Origin of the sequence: Phocaeicola sp. RTP21359st1_B8_RTP21360_211022, assembly GCF_040911965.1 — a bacterium.
In the GTDB taxonomy this organism is placed as follows: Bacteria; Bacteroidota; Bacteroidia; order Bacteroidales; family Bacteroidaceae; genus Phocaeicola; species Phocaeicola vulgatus.
In genome coordinates this window covers 1-20,783 of the sequence record NZ_JBDFXP010000022.1, presented here as the reverse complement: position 1 = coordinate 20,783, position 20,783 = coordinate 1, and the positions used below count along the sequence as shown (strand labels likewise).

Genomic DNA, 20,783 nt, shown 5'->3' with positions numbered 1-20,783 from the left:
ACCGTTCACGAAACATAGAAAAATCGTTCATAACGAGTTTTTAATAGCCTATTGCCGAATTCTTAACCCTCCGTCAGCATGTCATATCAAAGATTTATGCTAATTTTGCCATACACAAATTAATATCCTCATGAAAAACATATCGTTCATTATTACTTTATTTTTTATCGTCTCACTTTCAAGCTTTGAGAAAATATCAGCGCAGCCCTATACCATTAAACGCCTGGGAATGGAAGACGGACTATCCAGCAACTACACACAAAAAATTATCCAAGACCAAAAAGGATATATCTGGGTAGCGACCTCATCAGGACTCAACCGGTTCGACGGACAAAAATTCATTCTTTATGGACAAGACAATCATAAGACAGAGCAAAACTGGATCAACAGTCTGCTAGCCGACCCCACGAATGATAACGTATGGGTTGGAACTGATCAAGGGCTATTTTATTTTGACTATCCTACCGGAAGCATGATGCCCCATGCCACTCCGCTAAGTCACTTGGACAAAAACATCACGGGGCTGACCGCTGCTACCGACTCCGGTATATGGATTACCCATTATACTGCAGGAGTTATACATTGGTCTGCACAAGACACCACCTGCTATACCCCACAGACGGTACTGGGATTAAAAGGCCCTTTCCAGACAGCTGTCGATGACGGAAACGGTAACCTATACATCGGCCACAGTGACAAAGGGTTGAGTATCATTTCAATAAAAAACAACTTTTGCAAGAACTATCGGCATATCCCCGGAAATCAAAATAGTCTGCCCGACAACAGCGTAAACGTCATTTATAAGGATAAAAGCCATAATATCTGGTTAGGCACCAATAACGGACTAGTACTATTCAACCCTCAAAAAGAAAGTTTCACCACTTTCAGACAGATGGAGGATAATGAACACTCCCTGTTAGGTAACCAAGTAGCCGATATCAAACAAATGAATGACGGCACGTTATGGATTTCCACCTATCTGGGCGGGGTCAGCATCTTCAACCTACTCGAGAATACGTTCACCCCTCCAGCACAAGCCATCTTTACCCGTATCACAGCCAGCAATGACGGACACGGTTTGTCTAGTCCCAATGCACAAAGCATCATACAGGATTCTTTCGGCAACATATGGATAGGCAACTATCGGGGAGGAATTGACTTTATCAGTCATACCCAACCCCTGTTCAATACCATCACTTACAAAACAGAAAAGTATGGTCATAACTGCAACAAACAAGTCTGGGGGCTATGGGCAGACAACAACCGACAAATATGGTTGGGTGGAGAAGGCGAATTAGGTATTTACAAAGAAGGGAAAGAAATAGAAATCATCCCCCTAAACCAATGTCGTCTAAACAAACAAACACATATCAGCGTCATCCATCAGGACAAACATGGCGACTTGTGGCTGGGTACCCACAAACATGGTGTAGCCATCTATCATCCTGACACCAAACGCATAACCTGTATCGGAGATGATAAAGATGGAAGCCTGGACATCCTATGCTTCTACGAAGATACAGACGGAAAAATATGGATAGGTACCCAAAGTGGACTTTATTCCGCCTACAACCGGGAGCTGACACAAGAAGATAAAATTAACAGACTATTGACCAATAAAGGAATAAGAAGCATCCTAAGGGACAAGAACGGCAAACTATGGATAGGAGCCAAAGGATTGTTTCTGTTCGATGACAAAGGACAACTGTTCCAGGAACTGACAACAGAGCAAAGTTTCCCCATACGCTCCGTCAATTATTTGATGGAGGATTCGCGTAAACGAATCTGGGTAGGAACCAATGACGGAATCCTGGTTTTCCGAGATGCCAGCCATCTGGAAGATTATTCCCATTATGGGACGAAAGAAGGACTGCAAAACACCAATGTACGCGCCATACAGGAAGACCATGACGGAACCATCTGGCTCAGTACCAATGCCGGTATTTCACGATTGGACGAAAAGACAAAGACTTTCTACAATTACAACCACTATGACGGAGTACCCATGGGAGACTTTATGGACGGATCTACCTGCATTTCCACTGACGGAATCCTCTATTTCGGTTCACAAGGCGGAGCCTGTTACTTTACTCCCGGTGAAGTCAACTCTATCCGTAAACCGGCACCGGTCACCATCACACAATTTTCTATTTACGACAAACAGACAGAAAGCAAAGATACAGAGCATCCCCTTCCTCTCACCGATGCCAACATACAGCTCCCCTATAATCAAAATACATTCAAGATTTCATTCAATGTACTAGACTATGCCATCAGCTCACAAGTAGAGTTTTCTTACATTCTGGAAGGATTGGAAAACACTTGGTACAACACACAAGGCGAAAAGCAAATCATTTTCAGAAATATTCCACCCGGACATTATACCTTTAAAGTAAAAACACGTTTAAGGAATCAGGAATGGGAAAAGGACGAAGCTACACTGCATATCCGCATCACCCCTCCATTCTGGTTGAGCTGGTATGCTAAACTAATTTACGCCTTGCTGATAATACTGATCATTTACGGAGTGTCACGTTTTTATAAACGCAAACTGGACTTAGAGAGTTCACTGGAAGTGGAGCGCAAGCAAAGTCTGAACAAACAAGAACTGAATGAAGAACGCCTGCGCTTCTACACCAACATCACCCACGAACTGCGTACTCCGCTCACGCTGATTCTAGGTCCATTGGAAGACCTGTTGAGTGATGCCACCTTATCTCCCAAACACGCCAACAAAATCAGCATCATTCATGATAGCGCCACCCGTCTGCTGAATCTGATAAACCGCATACTGGAATTCCGCAAGACCGAGACCCAGAACCGTAAATTATCTGTGGTCAAGGGAGATCTGGGACAATTGGTACAGGAAGTGGGATTGCGTTACAAAGAGCTGAATCCCAATAACAAAGTAAATTATCATATTCATATCGAAACGGAAGATACGGAAATCTTCTATGACGCGGACATGATCACCATCATACTGGACAACCTGATGAGCAATGCTGCCAAATATACTTCCGAGGGAGATATCACCTTATCACTCCGTTCAGTAGAAGAGAACCAGATAAAATACACGGAAATCAGTGTCAGTGATACCGGTCATGGCATTGACGCCGAAGCGTTACCACACATTTTCGATCGCTATTATCAGGCAAAAAGCAAATATCAGGCATCGGGTTCGGGAATCGGGCTCGCTCTGGTCAAAGGTTTGAGTGAGTTACACGAAGGAATCCTGAAAGTAGAAAGCACAGTGGATGCGGGAACCACATTCACACTGCGCCTGCCCACCGAGAATACGTATCCCAACGCTATTCATACACAACATGATATGGAAAAGAAGCCGATGGATGCAGAGGAAACCACCATTACCGATACACCAACCGAGAATCATCCCATTGTACTGGTGGTAGAAGACAATACAGACATACGGGAATATATCCGGAGTTCTTTTACTGAACTCTATGAAGTAATCACTGCCAAGGATGGTAAAGAAGGCTGGGAACTGGCACAGGCACGAATTCCCAACATCATTGTCAGTGATATCATGATGCCGGTCATGGACGGTATCGAACTTTGCAAGCGAATAAAAGAGGATATGCGCACCAGCCATATCCCTGTAATCTTACTGACGGCTAAAGATTCTTTACAAGACAAGGAAGAAGGATATGCATCCGGAGCAGATTCCTATCTTACCAAACCGTTCAGTGCCAAGCTGTTGCACAGTCGCATCAACAATCTGTTGGAAACCCGTAAGAAAATAGCCTCTTTGCTGGCACTGGCCGATATACAGCCCAAACAGGAAAGTGCCGTGAGTTCGTTAAACAAACTGGATAATGAATTCTTGCAGAAAATCACGCAAATAATCGAAGAGAATCTGGAAATGGAAAAGATGGATATCGCTTTCATTGCCGACAAGATGTGCATGAGTCACTCTACCCTTTACCGCAAGATAAAAGGACTGACAGATATGTCCGCCAACGAATTTATCCGTAAGGTAAAAATGCGCAAGGGAGTGGAACTGCTGATGTCCGGACAATATACTATTTCAGAAATAGCCTATATGATAGGATTCAGCAGTGTGGCCTATTTCCGCCAATGTTTCAAGGACGAATACGGAATGTCGCCTTCGGATTATGTGAAACAGAAACAGTAGACTCCCTGGCGGATTCTGATCATTGCTTGGTATCATCCTGAGCAGTTCTTCTTTAGAGTTTTATATTTCTGCTACCACCCTTCCTGCTGAAATGCCGATGAAAAGTGGTAGCAGTGGAGCAACAATATAAAGCTCGTTTGTTGTAGAACTCTTGGATCAAGTTATAACTGTCACAATCGAATTCAAGTCCAGCCTGAACATTCTGTTTCTATTTTTCTTCCAAAGAAAGCAGTATCCCGATCACTTCCGCATAATTCTTTCTACCGGAAGGAATGTTGTTACCCTTTAAAAACAGGTTATAAATTTTATTCTGCACTTCACCCAACAGGGTACTATAACGCTCATGCCAATACATACGTTTATATTCATAATCCTTCACCACTTCGGGACGGATCGTCTTAATCCATTCACGGAATTCCTCTTCCGTCAACACAGAAGATGCATTGACCAGCACATAGGGCAACAGACCGAAATAGGCACTATAACGCACCGCCGGCCGCTTTGAAGAGCGACAAACCCTGTAAGCCCAATAATTCGCTTCCGCCTCATTACTTACCCCCAACAGGTGAGACAGTTCATGGGCATACGTAAATGGCAATTGTACAGGAAGCAATTCTTCATTCAATTGCGACTCCGCAAAAAAAGGTCCCATATATCCCAATACCCCCACACCCGAATAAAACGGATTGAACCACACCTGCTTGGGATGCTGATAATCCCGGGGAAGAGCCAAACCATACATAGACGGAACCTGCCGGTAAATCTCCTTTATCTCCTGCCGCATCCTTTCAGGGTCCGTTTTCACCTCAGCCGTATAGGACTGATTCAGACTATCTGTATAGGAAGCAAGGAAACGATGGAAAGCCTGTTCATCGTAACCGGCAGGCTCCACCTCCATCCGCCGGTAAATATCGTAACGGAAATAATTCAAGCCCCATCCCAGATAAAACCAGATATAGACCCATGCCAGCAACTCCACTTCCCTGCCCACAATAAATCTCCAGCTTTTCTTCTTCCGGCGTTTAAGAAAAGGATAAATAATCATCCATAAAATGATTACGACCACCAGCGCCTCCTCCAAGGAAAAAGGGAAAACAGAAGCTATAGCGGACAACGCCGCCGACAGCCACGGATAGATATGACGGGCATACCCTTCGGCCATGACGGGAAAAAAACGGCAAAGTACAATGCACAGAAGAAGCAATGCAAGTACTATATATCTCAGAATAGGGAGAAGTTTTGTTTTCATGGATGCAAAGCTACTATCTTTTTGCCATTTTCAGATACAGATGACACAAAGCTTTTATTTTTTAAACACGAACAACGCAGATGATACGGATAAGTATAAAAACAACTTCGTATCATCTGCGGCGTTCGGATTTAAAAGCAATCAGAATAAATCCCAAGTGCGTATATCATCACTCCAGTGATGGTCTTTCGGGAAAGGCTGTCCGCCCCATGCCTTGGCTTGTGTGCAAGGTTGTGCGGCATCTGTCCAGAACGGATGTGCGGCAGGAAGCCCCAGCGGAAGGAACGCCAATGATGTCATATAAAGACTGCCGTTATTGGTGTACCAATCCGCCACATTGGGCTGACGGCCTGCAAAACCGATGGTCAGGAAGCCCGCCTCATTGAAGTTCTCGGTGTTGTCATACATCCGGTGCATCACAGAAGTCAGTGCGGCACGCGCCTGTCCGTTGCTCACCCCTTCGGGCAACTGCTGATACCAAGCCATCAGCGCCAAGGGTTGCATAGTGGCCAAACGGTAAGGAATGGAACGGCCGAATACCGGGAAAGTACCCTCAGGAGAAATCAAGCGTTCCAGTACAAGGCTGAATTTCCTGGCACGTTTCAAGGCGCGGTCATAATATTTTTTATAATGAATACGAGTGTATTTCCCTGCATCCTTCATGCCCTGCAACGTTTCCAGATACATGGGATGGAAGACATAACTGCTATAATAGTCGAAAGCGAAAGAAGGGCCGTCCGCATACCAGCCATCTCCCGTGTACCATTCCTCCACCTTGCGGATAGCCGAATTGATACGATATTCGTCACATTCCGCTCCTGCCTTTGCCAGGAAACTCTCGATGGTAGAAGAAAACAGCAGCCAGTTGGTGTAAGGCGGGTCCACACGGCGCAACTGGGTAAATTCTTCAAAATAACGTTTCTTGGTTGTATCATCCAAAGGCATCCAAAGCTGGTCGTAAGCACGCAGAAAACTTTCGGCCACGTATGCCGCATCCACCAAGGCCTGTCCGTGTCCTCTCCACAACAGATAGTCGGGATTGGCAGGGTCCACCGCATTGGCATAGCTTTTCAATGCCCATTCACGGAGTTGCTTACGCATCTGTCCTTCTTCCGTATCATCATCGGGAAGTGTCAACCAGGGAGCGACACCTGCCATAAGGCGTCCGAAGGTTTCCATATAAGTCACCCCTTTGTTACGTCCATCCCAATTAGGGCTCACCTCTACCAGCATATTCTTTTTCAGATTACCTTCCGCCATATTGCTCAGTACGGGAGCTGCCATCTTATAAAGCAGATTGCACCAGTAGGCGCGATCCTGATTTTCAGGAGCTTCCAGATAACGGACATATTCACAAGCAGCCAACAGAAAAGCACCTACCCCGAAATTAGCTTCAGAATCAGCATCGACTACTTGTCCCGGAATGGCCTTCTCACCAATCGGCTGTACGTAACCAATCTTACCATTCTTCTGCAAAGCAGTCTTTGCCAAATAGTTCCATGCTTTATCTATCACCGGTTTATACACTGCCTCATCCAGATAGCCATTATTGATTCCCCAAAGGAAACCGTAAGTAAAGAAAGCCGTTCCGCTGGTTTCCGGTCCGGGAGCATGAGTGGGATCCATCATGCTACGGGTCCAATAGCCTTCCGGTTGCTGGATGGCTGCGACTGCTTCGGCCAGTTTCACATACTTGTTTACGAAAAAAGAACGATGCTCGTAATCAGCGGGAAGATCTTTCAGCACCTTCGCCAGTCCGGCAAGCACCCATCCGTCACCACGTGCCCAAAAGTCCTTCTTTCCGCTGGAAGTCTTGTGTTTAGGATAAACATATTTGGCATCCCGATAATACAGGCCGGTTTCCCGGTCGAGCATGATACTGTCCGAATATACAATATATTCATACAATTTATCCAAATAGAGATGATTACCCGTCACCTTATACAGTTTGGTCATGACAGGCATTACCATATACAGACCGTCGCTCCACCACCAGTAATCATGATTGGGTGTACTCATCTCATACTCCATCACTTCGCGGGCACGGGCTATCTTATAGTTGTCCGGAAGAATAGTATAAAGGTCGATATATGTCTGAAAACAAACCTGATAATCTCCGAACAATACATATTCATCACTCTCACCGTAAGAGTATTTCCATTTAGACTTATCCTTTTCCTTGGCTCCCTTCCATTCATTGTGTATAGCCCAGGCTTCAGAATATGCACGGTAGTTTTCATTACCGGTCAGAAAGTATGCCTCCATGTTTCCGGTGTGGTAAGCGGCATTGTCCCAAAACGAACGGACTTCGGGCTTGTTATGCGTTTGCCAATAAGTGTTTACCTTGTCTATAATCCCCCGTACTTCCTTGGCTTCGGAAGAAGGTTTGGCGGCAACCTGCATGGAAAGCAGCAAGGTACCTGCACAAACAAGGGTTTGTTTCAATAATTTGTTCATCATATTAATAATTTATCAATTTGCCAATTTACTAATGTGTTAATGTGCTTGCGCTATATGCCGCATGGTCATTGGCAAATCAGCACATTATTTACAATTCCAGCACATAAACCATTTGCGGTTCTGTTTCCACCTGCTTCTCGCCATCTCCCTGTCGGGTATCCTGTACATAAATATGAAGTTGCTTCTTCATTTTCCATAACTCCGTGTCATGACTGGGTTCCCACGCATTTACGGCAAAATCCGTCAGGTCTTTCACGTGCCATTCACCAAACTGTATGTCTTTGGTATAGTACATGGAAACTTTGCTTCCACGCTCCTGGTCACGGAACAGATAGTACACTTCTCCATTGTCCACCACCATCCGGGGACGGGACATGGGAATCATCTTGGTTCCTCCCCCTTTGAGCGAGAAAGGGGTCTTGCGTTCGGAAACCTGTCGGTTGTGCCAGTTCACGCCATCATGCCAAACGATGCGGTATTGGGGAACATCACTATCGGGATTGCGCCAGTAGGTAGCGATGTACGGATGACCTCCGGCATCCGTACTCATACTGGTCTGGTTTATCAGTTCGGCATTCTGAGGAATACGGCAGGCATATTCGGCATTGCCCAGGCGGATAGGAAGCTCATACTTCTGTCCGTTGGTCTTATACCAGGTTCTACCTCCGTCAAAAGAACGGGCGTAGCATAAGTCATGGTTGGTTTCCACATGCCAGGTTTCACGCCACACCCAGGAAAGATGGATGGTTCCTGATTGGTCCACATACAACTGCCAATAGGCATTCCGCTTGTTTTCTCCATCTACAAGGACATCCTGCACACGCTCCCACTTACGGGATTTCACATCATATCGGTTCATTACCATATTTCCTCTTCCGGAAGCGCCCGAGCGATATACAAAAAGCAAACCGCCATCAGCCAACAAATGAAATTCAGGATAGGTCACATCCTCTTCTTCGTTGCCTATCATCGGCTCTTTATCTCCCAAAACAAGTGTATCGGGGGCAATGCTGCGGCAATAGTTCAGTTTATGTCCGTGGTGGTCAAAAGAAAGATGAAGATAGCCGTCGCCGTCCACCATCATACTGATAATGTTATGTGCATCTTTTACATGTCCTTTGTATTGGGTACGGTGCAAAATCCATTCCCCAGTGCCCAGACGGCGTTTGCCTAACATCAGCCATCCTTCAGCGTCATAATAAGAAATGTATTGTGTGTTTCCATGCGTCACAATGGAGTTATTACGGAATACAGTAGTATTTACCGAAGTACTGCTAAAGCCTTTCCCCACTTCAACCAGACGTTGGGCACAAACAGAAAAAGCCACACAGCATAATGCGATTAGTAGAAATAAGTTCCTCATAGCAATTCTATTGATAACATTGCAAAAGTAACTGATTTCTGTAATAACACGGGATAATAATTCGGCAGGAAGGAGTCAGAAAACGGTCAAAACCGATTATTATATCTATTTTAAAGAAAAATTCAGAGAAATAATAAAGAAGAAAGATTCTATGATTACATTTACCATAGAGGCAGACTATGTGAAGGATCATTCCCCAAAGAATCTTTGCCATTCATGTTTCCATGCAGCATATATAGAAATCCCACCTGGGTGAAATGGGCATTTCACCCAGGTGAGAGCGTAGTTCCACCTTTGTGAAATGGCAGTTCCACCCAGGTGGGACAATATACCTATACAGGTGCAAACAGCACATTTAATAGTTACTTTGGACTTTTGACACATTCATCCTCCTACTGTGAATGAAACTGCCAACCGGTTAACTATAATATTTCCTGAAGCTGGCCCAACTTCATACTGTTGGAACCTTTAATCAGAATATAATATCCTTTCGGCTTATATCTTTCCAACGACTCTTTCAATGCAACCACATCTTTAAAATGTTCAAAGGACGGAATCACTTTGCCAAACTCCTCTCCTGCCAAAAGTACCCGGTCAAATTTACATTCATCCAGATAATCCGCAATCTTCTGATGTTCCTCATGACTGGTTTCTCCCAGTTCTTTCATATCACCCAGAATAACCATTTTATGAGCGACATTCATCAACCGGAAATTCTCCAAAGCCGCCATCATACTGGTAGGATTCGCATTGTATGCATCAACTATCAGTTTATTATCCGTGGTTTCTGTCAATTGCGAACGGTTATTATGAGGAACATACGCCTCCAGTGCCTCACAAATCTGCCGGGACGGTACACTGAAGAACCGGCCCACCGTAATGGCGGCCAATGCATTCTTCATGTTATAACTGCCGATAAGGTGGGTATTCACCTCGAACTTCTGTCCCTCGTGTTCCCACTCAAACGAAAGAAACGGAGCACAAGCGCCCAGCTTGCCGCTGATATAAAGTCCCTCTCCTCCTTCCATACCATAACAAATACGGGTAAGGCCCTGAGAGATAGCTGTGAGATACTCATTGTCCTTGTCTATGAAAATAATATGCTTGCCATTGTAACGCAGATGCTCATACAACTCACCTTTAGTCTTGATGACCCCTTCAAAAGACCCGAAGCCTTCCAAATGCGCCTTACCCACATTAGTGATCATACCGTAATCCGGTTCTACAATACGGGTCAGTGCCTTGATTTCACCCGGATGGTTCGCTCCCATCTCGATGACAGCCAGTTCATGCTCGGGAGTCAGCCTCAGCAAAGTCAGAGGAACACCGATATGGTTATTCAAGTTACCCTGTGTATAAAGCACTTCATATCTTTTTTGCAGCACTGAGGCTATCAATTCCTTGGTAGTAGTCTTCCCATTGGTTCCCGTGATGCCGATGATTCGGGTACCCATTTTATGCCGGTGATAATTAGCCAGTTCCTGCAATGCTTTCAAGCAATCGTCTACTAACAAGATACGCGGATGCCCATCGGCGGCATATTCTTTTTCATCTACTACGGCATACTGGCAACCTTTTTCCAGCGCCTGAAGCGCGTATGCATTTCCATTGAATGTTTCCCCCTTCAGAGCTATGAACATAGAGCCCTCAGGGCAGTTACGGCTGTCGGTAGTTACCTTGCCGCATTCCGTAAAACACTTATATAAAGCTGAAATATCCATCTTTCGCTTTGCTTTTAAATTAAGTTGCAACAAAGATAACTGAAAAATAGTTCATGAAATAACAAAAACTCAAGAATTGTGCGTACTTTTGTACGACCTAAATGACAAGCCGTAAACAATGGAAACCAAAACCGTCAAATATATTAATGTTAATGGGAAACTGATGGATCTCTCCCATCCGCAAGTAATGGGAATCCTGAATGTGACACCCGATTCTTTCTATGCCGGCAGCCGGCAGCAAACGGAAAAAGATATTATCAACCGTACCTCCCAAATAATAGAAGAAGGAGCTTCCATCATTGATATAGGTGCCTATTCCTCACGTCCCAATGCCGAGCACATCAGCCCCGAGGAAGAGATGCGCCGTCTGCGTACCGGACTGGAAATCATCAATCGCTATCATCCCGGTTGTGTGGTGTCCGTGGACACTTTCCGTGCGGATGTAGCCCGGATGTGTGTAGAGGAGTACGGAGTGGCAATCATCAATGACATTGCCGCCGGAGAAATGGACCCGCAGATGTTCGACATGATTGCCAGGCTGGGAGTACCTTATATTATTATGCATATGCAAGGCACGCCGCAAAATATGCAAATGAATCCGCATTATGACAATCTGTTGAAAGAAGTCTTTCTCTATTTCTCGGAAAAAGTACAGAAATTACGCGACTTAGGAGTAAAAGATATTATTCTAGACCCTGGTTTCGGTTTCGGAAAAACAGTGGAACATAATTACCAGTTGATGAATCATTTGGAAGAATTCAGCCTGTTCGAACTACCGTTACTGGTCGGCATATCACGTAAATCAATGATTTACAAGCTACTAGGCGGAACCCCTGATGATGCCTTGAACGGAACAACAGTGCTGGATACCATTTCCCTACTAAAAGGAGCGGATATTCTCAGAGTGCACGATGTAAAAGCTGCTGTAGAAACCGTGAAGATAGTACAGAAGATGAAAGACTCCGCTGCCTTTTAATTCTTAATTTTCAATTTTTAATTCTAGAAAGATGTTTATTGATTTTAGTATAAAAGACCTCATCGATATCCTGCTGGTAGCCTATCTGCTTTATCAGACTTACCGTCTGATGAAAGATTCGGGTTCTATCAATATCTTCATCGGTATCCTGGTATTTATAGGTATCTGGCTGATTGTATCTCAGGTTTTGGAAATGAAACTGCTAGGGTCTATCTTCGATAAATTGGTCAGTGTAGGTGTCCTAGCCCTGATTATTCTTTTTCAGGATGATATACGCCGGTTCCTTGTCACACTGGGCTCGCATAAACAGTTGGGACGTTTTTTCCGCTTCCTGACGGGAAACAAGCAGGAAAAGACGGAAAAAGCGGATATTATGCCGATTGTACTTGCCTGTATGAGCATGAGCAAAGGGAAGGTGGGGGCACTGATTGTCATCGAAAAAAGTGTACCTCTGAATGACATCATCCGTACAGGAGAAATTATCAACGCCAATGTGAACCAACGACTGATAGAAAATATTTTCTTCAAAAACAGTCCATTACATGACGGAGCCATGATTATCCGCCATAAACGGATAGAAGCAGCCGGTTGTATTCTCCCGGTATCTCACGACTTGAATATCCCTAAAGAATTGGGATTAAGGCATCGGGCTGCCATGGGCGTATCGCAGGAAACAGATGCATTGGCCATTATCGTTTCAGAAGAAACAGGTGGCATATCCGTGGCTTATAAAGGACAATTCCATCTCAGACTGACTGCCGAAGAGCTGGAACGTATTCTGACAAAAGAAGACTAATAACCTATCCGGATTTTTACTCCACTGATTATCAATCTTAAACATAGAAATTCAACCTAGGCAACCAGTAATAAAGATCAATTCAGCATCAAACTCATATAAGGATGCTCCGCTTCCAGTAACAACCGGGTAAAACCATCCAACGTATAAGTGTGATATTTTTTTTCCGGTACTCTCTCACGAAAACAGAAACCATCCCGTACCGTATAATAGCCGTTATTCTCCTGAATCGCTTCATCTCCCTCAATATGTATATAAAGTTCGGATGCCGGATACTTATGGGCGAAAACCTTCAACAACTCCTCTGCACGGATAACTCTTGCCATCCCCAAAAACAAAGTATCGGCAGACGACGGAATGAAATAATCCATACGCTGTACCTTATATATATGGGCCGCTTCATACAATAAAGTATCCTGCACCGCATCCGTATCTGCCAGCAATTCCTTTATATATAATGTATCATCCCCCATTACCGTAAATGCCATCCCCACTATTTTATCCGCTTCCCAGGCAACCAGCAATTTGCCATTACCCAGTCTTAAATCGGCCATAATAACTAGAAAATCTTCTTTAGGATGCTGAATGCAACTCCTGCGTCCATGCATACGGGAATCAAAATAATGATAATGTTCCACAGCGGGAAATTCGCATACCTCTATCCGGCAACCGGGCGCAGGGCGTAATCTGTCTACCCTTACCTGCTCAACCGCATACCCAAAAACTGGAGCATATCCCGACCTGGCATAATAACCGAACAACCATTCCTCTGCAGGAATCAACGAAGCCAGCAAAACTCCATCTTCATACATACACCGATGTGTTTCCTTCAGCAGGCGTTTCATGGCTCCATGCTTCCTGTAATCCGGATGCGTACAAGCACCCGATATATACGAAGTAGAAATCACCTCATCACAAAAAGTCATAGGATAAGGTATCATCTGCAATGCGGAAATAATCTTTCCGTCTTCACGAATCACCCTGTTCACTTCATCCTTATATCTCATCTTGAAATATAAGTCGGTAAACTCATCGCTATCATTGAAGCAGAGTTTCCATAATGTTTTCACTTCATCCTTTGTAGTCATTGAGCTCTGCTATACATTTCTCGAGTAAAATAACGGGCTGATAAGAAAGTTTTGCTTTGCGCAAACCTTCCAGACCAAGGTCTTCCTCGCGGTTTACATATATATATTGTTCGTCGATATGATTTGCATATTCATAGTTAATCATGGCATACGACCCTTCTATTCCCGTATCCGCCTTTTCAACACAAGTATCCCATGTTTCATGATTGATGGGAGCACCGTATGTAAAAGCGGCAATCTTCCCGTTGACATGAAGCACGCCGCCCGTCAAACCCAACGCCTCCATATGGTTCAAGGCATATGTCATGGACTTACGTTCTGCCCCCAATGCCAATTGTTCCTCGCAGTTATTGGCACGACACCATTCCTCTTCCAGCTTCAAACATTCGGGAACTAGATCTGGAGTCAACGGTTTGTATTCATAATCAGGATACTGCTTCTTGAACTTGTTGATATGATTACGTTTGGCTTGAAACTTCTTTCCTTTCAAGGTTGCCAGGTCAGTACGCAAGTAGATATAATCAAAGTAATCCCAGTCTTCTGTAAAAGTGAAACGTCCGGGCATCGCCGCCTCTATGTCCGCTTTCATCCCCACGCATACCCCCAGCATACGCAATTTTGCCCCCATCTCTTCAGCATCCTTTATCAATGCTTCAAGAACTGGTTTCACATCTCCAGTTCCGACGGGCATCATGTAGGCCAATTCTTCTCCCGCATAGAAACGCAGCAACAGGTAATTATCCATCACGGCATATTTAGTCTGGTACAGGAAAATCCAACTACACAGATTGGCAAACGACAAGTCGCAATTACGACGCAAACTGCCTAAGGTAAAGGACTGTATCAAGTCTTTATCCGCTAAAGTTATATCTTTAAATTCTATCATAAAATATGGGTTGCTTGTTTTCTCACCACAAATCACAGAATCTTCATTTCATTCAAAGTGACAATAGTTATCAGACTGCTGTAAGAATGCTCTGTTACTACTAAATGCGGATAGACTTTTTATAAGCAATGCTCACCCCAATGACCATACCTATTGAAAATCAAATCAATCCTCTATAATCTGTGATGATTTTCTATATATAACAAAGATAACAGCTTTTTTGTTAAATCACACCTAATAATCTAAGAATTGTCGGTGTGAAAATCGCTGTCATAATTCCGTTCAAAGTCAATCCCAGACTAGCGTATGCTCCATATTTCCCACTGATTTCCATTGCTGTAGAAGTACCTACCGCATGAGTAGCCGTACCCATAGAAAGACCTTGCGCAATAGGACTCCCCACATGACCTACCCGAAGTACCTTGAAACCGAACACTGCCCCGAACAGACCGACTACCACCACAACAGCGGCCGTCAAAGACGGAATTCCTCCCGTGGCTTTCGAAACCTCCATAGCGATAGGAGTAGTCACAGATTTAGGAGCCAATGAACAAATAATCTCCGGAGTGGCTCCCAGCAATTTGGCAATGACCACCACGGCCACCAATCCCACCAAACAACCTGCCAACTGTGAAATGACAATAGGAAGCAACTGTTTCTTTATCATCTCCAACTGCAAATAAAGTGGCACGCCCAACGCTACCACCGCTGGTTTCAACCAAAATTCAATCAGGTGACCTCCTTCATTATATGTTTCATAACTGATGCCGGTAAATTTCAAAAACAGAATCAACACGGCAATGGTAAGCAGGATCGGGTTTAACACCACCCATCCAGTCTTTTTCTGCAAGACACGTGACAAAAAAAACACCCCGAAGGTGAATGCCAGCAAAAAGAACTTATTTTCTAAATATTCCATTTGATTTTCTAACTAATTGGTGAACCCATCCTGTTACGACCAGTACCAAAACCGTACTGACCACTGTCGCAATTACTATCGGCCAAAACTGTGCTTCAATGACATCAAAATAAAGCATCAGTGCCACACCGGGCGGAACGAAGAAAAAGCCCAGATTAGCAACCAAGAAATCGGACAGCCCCTGCACCCATTGCAGTTTTATCCAACCCAATTTGAGAAAAAGGGTGAGTAACAGCATTCCTATAATACTGGACGGCAGCTTGATACCCGTCAAAAAAACAATCAATTCACCCAAAGCCAAACAGCCAAATAAAATGGCGCACTGACGAATCATACCTTATAAATTTATTAAATACTTATTGAAAACTGCGCAAAGTTAAGGAAACATCCCGTTTGGTGTTCAATAACATACACTTTTAGCATACTTTAAACCAAAAATAATATTGATTTTGCAATGTAGATATTGCAAAATTAGCTAATTTTGCATCGTGAAAAACAACACTCGTCTTTAGAACGTACATAATTAATATATTATCATGGATTTAATTTCTCAAATCGTTGAGCGCGCGAAAGCAAACAAACAGCGCATTGTTCTTCCGGAAGGAACTGAAGAACGTACTTTAAAAGCTGCCAACCAAATATTGACAGACGGTGTTGCCGACCTTATTTTATTGGGAAACCCCGATGAAATCATGAGCCTGGCTAAACAATGGGGGTTAGGGAACATCGGTAAAGCCACTATTATCGATCCCACAGACCACCCGAAAAAAGAAGAGTATGCACAATTGCTGTGCGAACTCCGCAAGAAAAAAGGTATGACCATCGAAGAGGCCCGCAAACTGGTTGTCGATCCGCTGTATCTAGGATGTCTCATTATCAAGGCTGGTGATGCCGACGGACAGTTGGCCGGCGCACGCAACACAACAGGTAACGTACTTCGTCCCGCTTTACAGATTATCAAGACTACTCCGGGTATCACTTGCGTATCCGGTGCCATGCTGTTGCTGACTCATGCTCCCGAATACGGAAATAACGGTGTAATCGTAATGGGTGACGTTGCTGTAACCCCGGTACCGGATGCCAACCAACTGGCTCAAATTGCAGTTTGTACCGCTCAGACCGCCAAAGCTGTTGCCGGAATTGATCCTCGCGTAGCTATGTTAAGTTTTTCAACCAAGGGTTCTGCCAAACATGAAGTGGTAGATAAAGTGGTGGAAGCTTTGGCAATCGCTAAGGAAATGGCTCCCGATTTGAAGATTGACGGTGAACTGCAAGCTGATGCAGCTTTGGTTCCGCACATCGGTGCAAGCAAAGCCCCGGGATCAGAAATTGCAGGTAAGGCAAACGTATTGGTTGTTCCTTGTCTGGAAGTAGGTAATATTTCTTATAAATTAGTAGAACGTCTGGGACACGCTACCGCTATCGGCCCGATCCTGCAAGGTATCGCTCGTCCGGTGAATGACCTGTCACGCGGTTGCTCTATCGACGATGTTTATAAGATGATTGCCATTACTGCCAATCAAGCAATTGCCGCTAAAGAAAACAAATAATCATTCTCCAAAAAACAACAACATCATGAAAATATTAGTGCTCAATTGCGGTAGTTCTTCTATTAAATATAAATTATTTGATATGACTACCAAAGAAGTCCTGGCACAGGGCGGTATAGAAAAAATCGGCTTGGTAGGCTCTTTCCTGAAACTGACTTTGCCCAACGGTGAAAAGAAAATATTAGAAAAAGACATCCCAGAACATACCGCAGGTATCGAGTTCATTCTGAATACATTGGTGAGCCCGGAATATGGCGCAATCAAGTCATTGGATGAAATCAACGCAGTAGGTCACCGTATGGTACATGGCGGAGAACGTTTCAGCGAATCCGTATTGCTGAATAAAGAAGTACTGGATGCTTTTATCGCTTGCAACGATTTAGCCCCGCTTCATAACCCGGCTAACCTGAAAGGTGTGAATGCTGTTTCTGCCATTCTGCCCAACGTTCCCCAAGTAGGTGTATTTGATACGGCATTCCATCAAACAATGCCCGACTATGCATATATGTATGCCATTCCATACGAACTGTATGAAAAATACGGTGTGCGCCGTTATGGCTTCCATGGAACTTCTCATCGCTATGTTTCACAACGTGTATGCGAATTCCTTGGCGTTGATCCGAAAGGAAAGAAAATTATCACTTGCCACATCGGTAACGGTGGTTCCATTTCAGCTATCAAAGATGGTAAATGTATAGACACCAGTATGGGGCTGACCCCATTGGAAGGTCTTGTAATGGGAACTCGTAGTGGTGACATCGATGCAGGCGCCGTTACTTTCATCATGGAAAAAGAAGGATTAAATGCAACCGGCGTATCCAACTTACTAAACAAGAAGAGTGGTGTATTAGGCGTTTCAGGTGTATCCAGCGATATGCGCGAACTGGAAGCCGCTGTTGCCGCCGGAAATCCGAAAGCTATTTTGGCTGAAAAGATGTATTTCTACCGCATCAAGAAATATATTGGTGCATATGCTGCCGCTCTAGGTGGTGTAGACATCATCCTGTTCACTGGCGGTGTAGGTGAAAATCAAGCCAATTGCCGTTCTGAAGTTTGTGAAGGTTTGGAATTCATGGGTGTGAAGATTGACCTTGAAAAGAACAAGGTTCGTGGAGAAGAAGCTATTATTTCTGCCGATGACTCCAAAGTGACAGTAGCTGTTATCCCAACTGATGAAGAGCTGATGATTGCCAGCGATACTCTGGCTATTCTGAATAAGTAATTTTATTGTTTGGTTAAATATATAAATTATAGAAGGCTGCTACGCGTGATGCATAGTAGCCTTTTTTAGGAATATTGACTTTCTCCCTCAACATACTGCTCAAGGAACATATTTTCACCATCAAATACAGCATACGAAAAATCTTGTATCCAGTCACCAAGAATCAACATACGTGAAGTACGGCTCAGCATCAAGTCTAGCATAATGTGGCGATGACCATAAATAAAATAATTGATATCCGGATGGTCTTTAAGGTAATTTTTAGTAAACAAGACCAACGGTTCCTTATCCTCTCCCATATACTCGGGTTCCTTACCGCCTTCACGCTTCAGACGGCTATGCTTGGCCCATTCCAAGCCAAGTTCTATGCTCCAACGGGGATGTATGGTAGAAAACAGCGTTTGTAAAGTGGTACTATGAAACATGGAACGCAACAATTTGAACTTGGCATCTTTATCTCCCAATCCGTCCCCATGCGCCAAGAAAAACTCCTTCCCATAAATCTCACAGGTCAACGGCTGACGATGAATAGTTACCCCGCACTCTTTTTCCAAATAATCACCACACCAGATGTCATGATTACCGATAAAGAAATGCACCTCCACTCCCAAATCGGTCAACTCGGAAATCTTCCCCAAGAAACGAGTATAGCCTTTCGGCACTACCAGTTTGAACTCGTACCAAAAGTCGAATATATCTCCCAACAGGTACACTGCTGCAGCATTATGTTTTATACTATCCAGAAAATTCACCAAACGGCGCTCCTGTGTCCGCCCGTGTGCTATGGCACGAGAACCTAAATGTGCATCGGAAAGGAAATATACATTCTTCATAATCTTACTAAATTAAATACCTCATAAATTAAAAATCCGAGAATAGAGAATTAAAAAACAACACCTTGTCCAATAACTTAGACATATTGGCAATTCTTATTTTCCAATTTTAATTCTCAACTTTCAATTTATCAGAGGAAACCCAATTCCAATTTAGCTTCTTCACTCATCATATCTTTATCCCATTCGGGTTCAAAAACCAAGTTCACGACCGATGAAGTAACTCCTTCCACAGAGTCGACTTTCTGACGGACATCCTCCATAATAAAATCAGCAGCAGGACAATTGGGGGCAGTCAATGTCATATCTAACACTACTTCTCCATCATCTTGCAAATCAATCTTATATATCAAGCCTAAATCGTATATATTCACCGGAATCTCGGGATCATATACGGTTTTCAACATGGCTATAATCTTCTCTTCTGTTTTTAAACGGGTATCTGCATCCATATCTCTCGTTGTTTTAATTGCAAATTTAATGATTTTCTATATTTTTCCTTCATCAGCATAGCTATAAAATTTGCCATCCGTTAAAATAACATGATCTATCAGTCTTATGTTCATTACTTTTGCCGCCTTGTCAAGATGTTCCGTCAACCGATCATCCTCTGTACTAGGTCGCATACTGCCGGAAGGATGGTTGTGACAAAGTGCCATGGCAACGGCCCGTTTCAATAATGCTTCCCTCAATACACAACGGACATCTACCGCTGTAGAGACCAGGCCTCCGGAACTTATCTTTATACGGTCAATTACTTTGGAAGCTTGATTCAACAACAAGACCCAGCATTCCTCTGTAGGCAAATCACACATCAACGGATAAAAATATTGATAAACATCACGGGAGCTGAGAATGACCTTACGTTCTTTTCCTTCTTCCTCCTTTCGGCGCTTTCCCAATTCGGAAGCCGCCAAAATGGTGATAGCTTTGGCAGGACCTATTCCTTTATAGTGACACAGTTCATCTACGGTAGTTTTACCCAATTCATTCAAACTATTATGATAATCACTCAACACTTTACGCATTAACTCCACAGCAGAATCCTCCGTATTTCCCGAACCTATCAGAATAGCAAGCAACTCAGCATCCGAAAGTGTCCCCACTCCATGCAACATCATCTTTTCACGAGGACGATCTTCTTCCGCCCATTGGTTTATGGTTAGTTTTTCTGCCATCTTTCTTTATTTTTCCCCGCCATAAAGACGCATAAAAAGTCCATCACTTTTAATACCTCTTCATGGTAAAATTCTATTTATAAAAATTCTTCTCAAATGCGGCAAATTCGTTTTTCCCCAACACACAGCGTTTCCACCAGGCCCGCAGGAAACCAGTTCCATAGCCAATCAACTGAATAAAAGAAGCAAGGATGGATAATAATCCTATTTTGAAACTTTTATTTCGCAATGTGGAGTCTACACAAATGATAAGAGCAAAAAGCAGCAGCAAAGACAAACTCCAGCTACAAACCAACGAACATAACAACAGGAATACAATTCCTATAGTAAAAAGTGCCGGTAACAAATGTACAACTTTCAATGATTCAGGATACTTTTTATACAGATTG

At 43.7% G+C, this 20,783-nt stretch carries 16 protein-coding genes and 1 pseudogene; 5 read left to right on the top strand and 12 right to left on the bottom strand.

Annotated elements, in window-relative coordinates; genetic code table 11:
* Positions 1–229: 229 nt before the first annotated feature.
* On the top strand, positions 230–4,153 hold the full coding sequence (locus AB5062_RS12625; RefSeq protein ID WP_230326081.1) for a hybrid sensor histidine kinase/response regulator transcription factor: 3,924 nt from the start codon (positions 230–232) through the stop codon (positions 4,151–4,153).
* Positions 4,154–4,361: 208 nt separating this feature from the next.
* Here the strand turns inward: AB5062_RS12625 and AB5062_RS12620 are convergent, their stop codons facing one another.
* The 4 genes from AB5062_RS12620 to murF form a co-directional block, all read right to left on the bottom strand.
* On the bottom strand, positions 4,362–5,402 hold the full coding sequence (locus AB5062_RS12620; RefSeq protein WP_005840707.1) for a DUF3810 domain-containing protein: 1,041 nt from the start codon (positions 5,400–5,402) through the stop codon (positions 4,362–4,364).
* 141 nt (positions 5,403–5,543) lie between these two features.
* Positions 5,544–7,859, bottom strand: coding sequence for a DUF2264 domain-containing protein (locus AB5062_RS12615; protein ID WP_057280237.1), 2,316 nt, complete (start codon positions 7,857–7,859; stop codon positions 5,544–5,546).
* A gap of 91 nt (positions 7,860–7,950) precedes the next feature.
* Entirely contained in the window at positions 7,951–9,225 is a 1,275-nt protein-coding gene (locus AB5062_RS12610) for a BNR repeat-containing protein (RefSeq protein WP_118292373.1), read from the bottom strand.
* A gap of 422 nt (positions 9,226–9,647) precedes the next feature.
* The gene (gene murF, locus AB5062_RS12605) at positions 9,648–10,946 is read right to left on the bottom strand and encodes a UDP-N-acetylmuramoyl-tripeptide--D-alanyl-D-alanine ligase (protein ID WP_005840702.1); all 1,299 of its coding nucleotides are present in this window, start codon (positions 10,944–10,946) and stop codon (positions 9,648–9,650) included.
* A gap of 118 nt (positions 10,947–11,064) precedes the next feature.
* Here murF and folP point away from each other — a divergent pair, with 118 nt between their 5' ends.
* Together folP and cdaA are read left to right on the top strand one after the other, a co-directional pair.
* On the top strand, positions 11,065–11,922 hold the full coding sequence (gene folP, locus AB5062_RS12600; protein WP_022508186.1) for a dihydropteroate synthase: 858 nt from the start codon (positions 11,065–11,067) through the stop codon (positions 11,920–11,922).
* 31 nt (positions 11,923–11,953) lie between these two features.
* A complete protein-coding gene (gene cdaA, locus AB5062_RS12595) occupies positions 11,954–12,718 on the top strand; it encodes a diadenylate cyclase CdaA (protein ID WP_005840698.1) in 765 nt (254 codons plus the stop codon).
* A 77-nt stretch (positions 12,719–12,795) separates the two neighbouring features.
* On the opposite strand, the gene AB5062_RS12590 is transcribed toward cdaA, so the two are convergent.
* From AB5062_RS12590 to AB5062_RS12575, 4 genes are all read right to left on the bottom strand, one after another.
* Entirely contained in the window at positions 12,796–13,806 is a 1,011-nt protein-coding gene (locus AB5062_RS12590) for a GNAT family N-acetyltransferase (RefSeq protein WP_118292372.1), read from the bottom strand.
* Positions 13,790–14,692 (bottom strand): DUF2156 domain-containing protein, encoded by a 903-nt coding sequence (locus AB5062_RS12585; protein ID WP_118292371.1) that lies wholly within the window; start codon positions 14,690–14,692, stop codon positions 13,790–13,792. Before AB5062_RS12585 ends, AB5062_RS12590 begins: the two co-directional genes overlap by 17 nt.
* A gap of 223 nt (positions 14,693–14,915) precedes the next feature.
* On the bottom strand, positions 14,916–15,611 hold the full coding sequence (locus AB5062_RS12580; RefSeq protein WP_005840694.1) for an LrgB family protein: 696 nt from the start codon (positions 15,609–15,611) through the stop codon (positions 14,916–14,918).
* The gene (locus AB5062_RS12575) at positions 15,592–15,945 is read right to left on the bottom strand and encodes a CidA/LrgA family protein (RefSeq protein ID WP_005840692.1); all 354 of its coding nucleotides are present in this window, start codon (positions 15,943–15,945) and stop codon (positions 15,592–15,594) included. Before AB5062_RS12575 ends, AB5062_RS12580 begins: the two co-directional genes overlap by 20 nt.
* Before the next feature lie 202 nt (positions 15,946–16,147).
* Here AB5062_RS12575 and pta point away from each other — a divergent pair, with 202 nt between their 5' ends.
* Positions 16,148–17,161 carry a phosphate acetyltransferase gene (gene pta / locus AB5062_RS12570; RefSeq protein ID WP_005840690.1) on the top strand — a complete coding sequence of 338 codons (1,014 nt, stop codon included), beginning with the start codon at positions 16,148–16,150 and terminating at the stop codon, positions 17,159–17,161.
* A 25-nt stretch (positions 17,162–17,186) separates the two neighbouring features.
* On the top strand, positions 17,187–18,383 hold the full coding sequence (locus AB5062_RS12565) for an acetate kinase (protein ID WP_005840688.1): 1,197 nt from the start codon (positions 17,187–17,189) through the stop codon (positions 18,381–18,383).
* Positions 18,384–18,448: 65 nt separating this feature from the next.
* Here the strand turns inward: AB5062_RS12565 and AB5062_RS12560 are convergent, their stop codons facing one another.
* The 4 genes and pseudogenes from AB5062_RS12560 to AB5062_RS12545 form a co-directional block, all read right to left on the bottom strand.
* Positions 18,449–19,216 carry a UDP-2,3-diacylglucosamine diphosphatase gene (locus AB5062_RS12560; RefSeq protein ID WP_005840686.1) on the bottom strand — a complete coding sequence of 256 codons (768 nt, stop codon included), beginning with the start codon at positions 19,214–19,216 and terminating at the stop codon, positions 18,449–18,451.
* A gap of 131 nt (positions 19,217–19,347) precedes the next feature.
* Positions 19,348–19,668, bottom strand: a complete 321-nt coding sequence (locus tag AB5062_RS12555; protein ID WP_005840684.1) for an iron-sulfur cluster assembly protein — start codon at positions 19,666–19,668, stop codon at positions 19,348–19,350.
* 36 nt (positions 19,669–19,704) lie between these two features.
* Positions 19,705–20,394 (bottom strand): DNA repair protein RadC, encoded by a 690-nt coding sequence (radC, locus tag AB5062_RS12550; RefSeq protein WP_005840682.1) that lies wholly within the window; start codon positions 20,392–20,394, stop codon positions 19,705–19,707.
* A 73-nt stretch (positions 20,395–20,467) separates the two neighbouring features.
* Positions 20,468–20,783 (bottom strand): annotated as a pseudogene (locus AB5062_RS12545) (glycosyl transferase family 2); the annotation flags it as partial.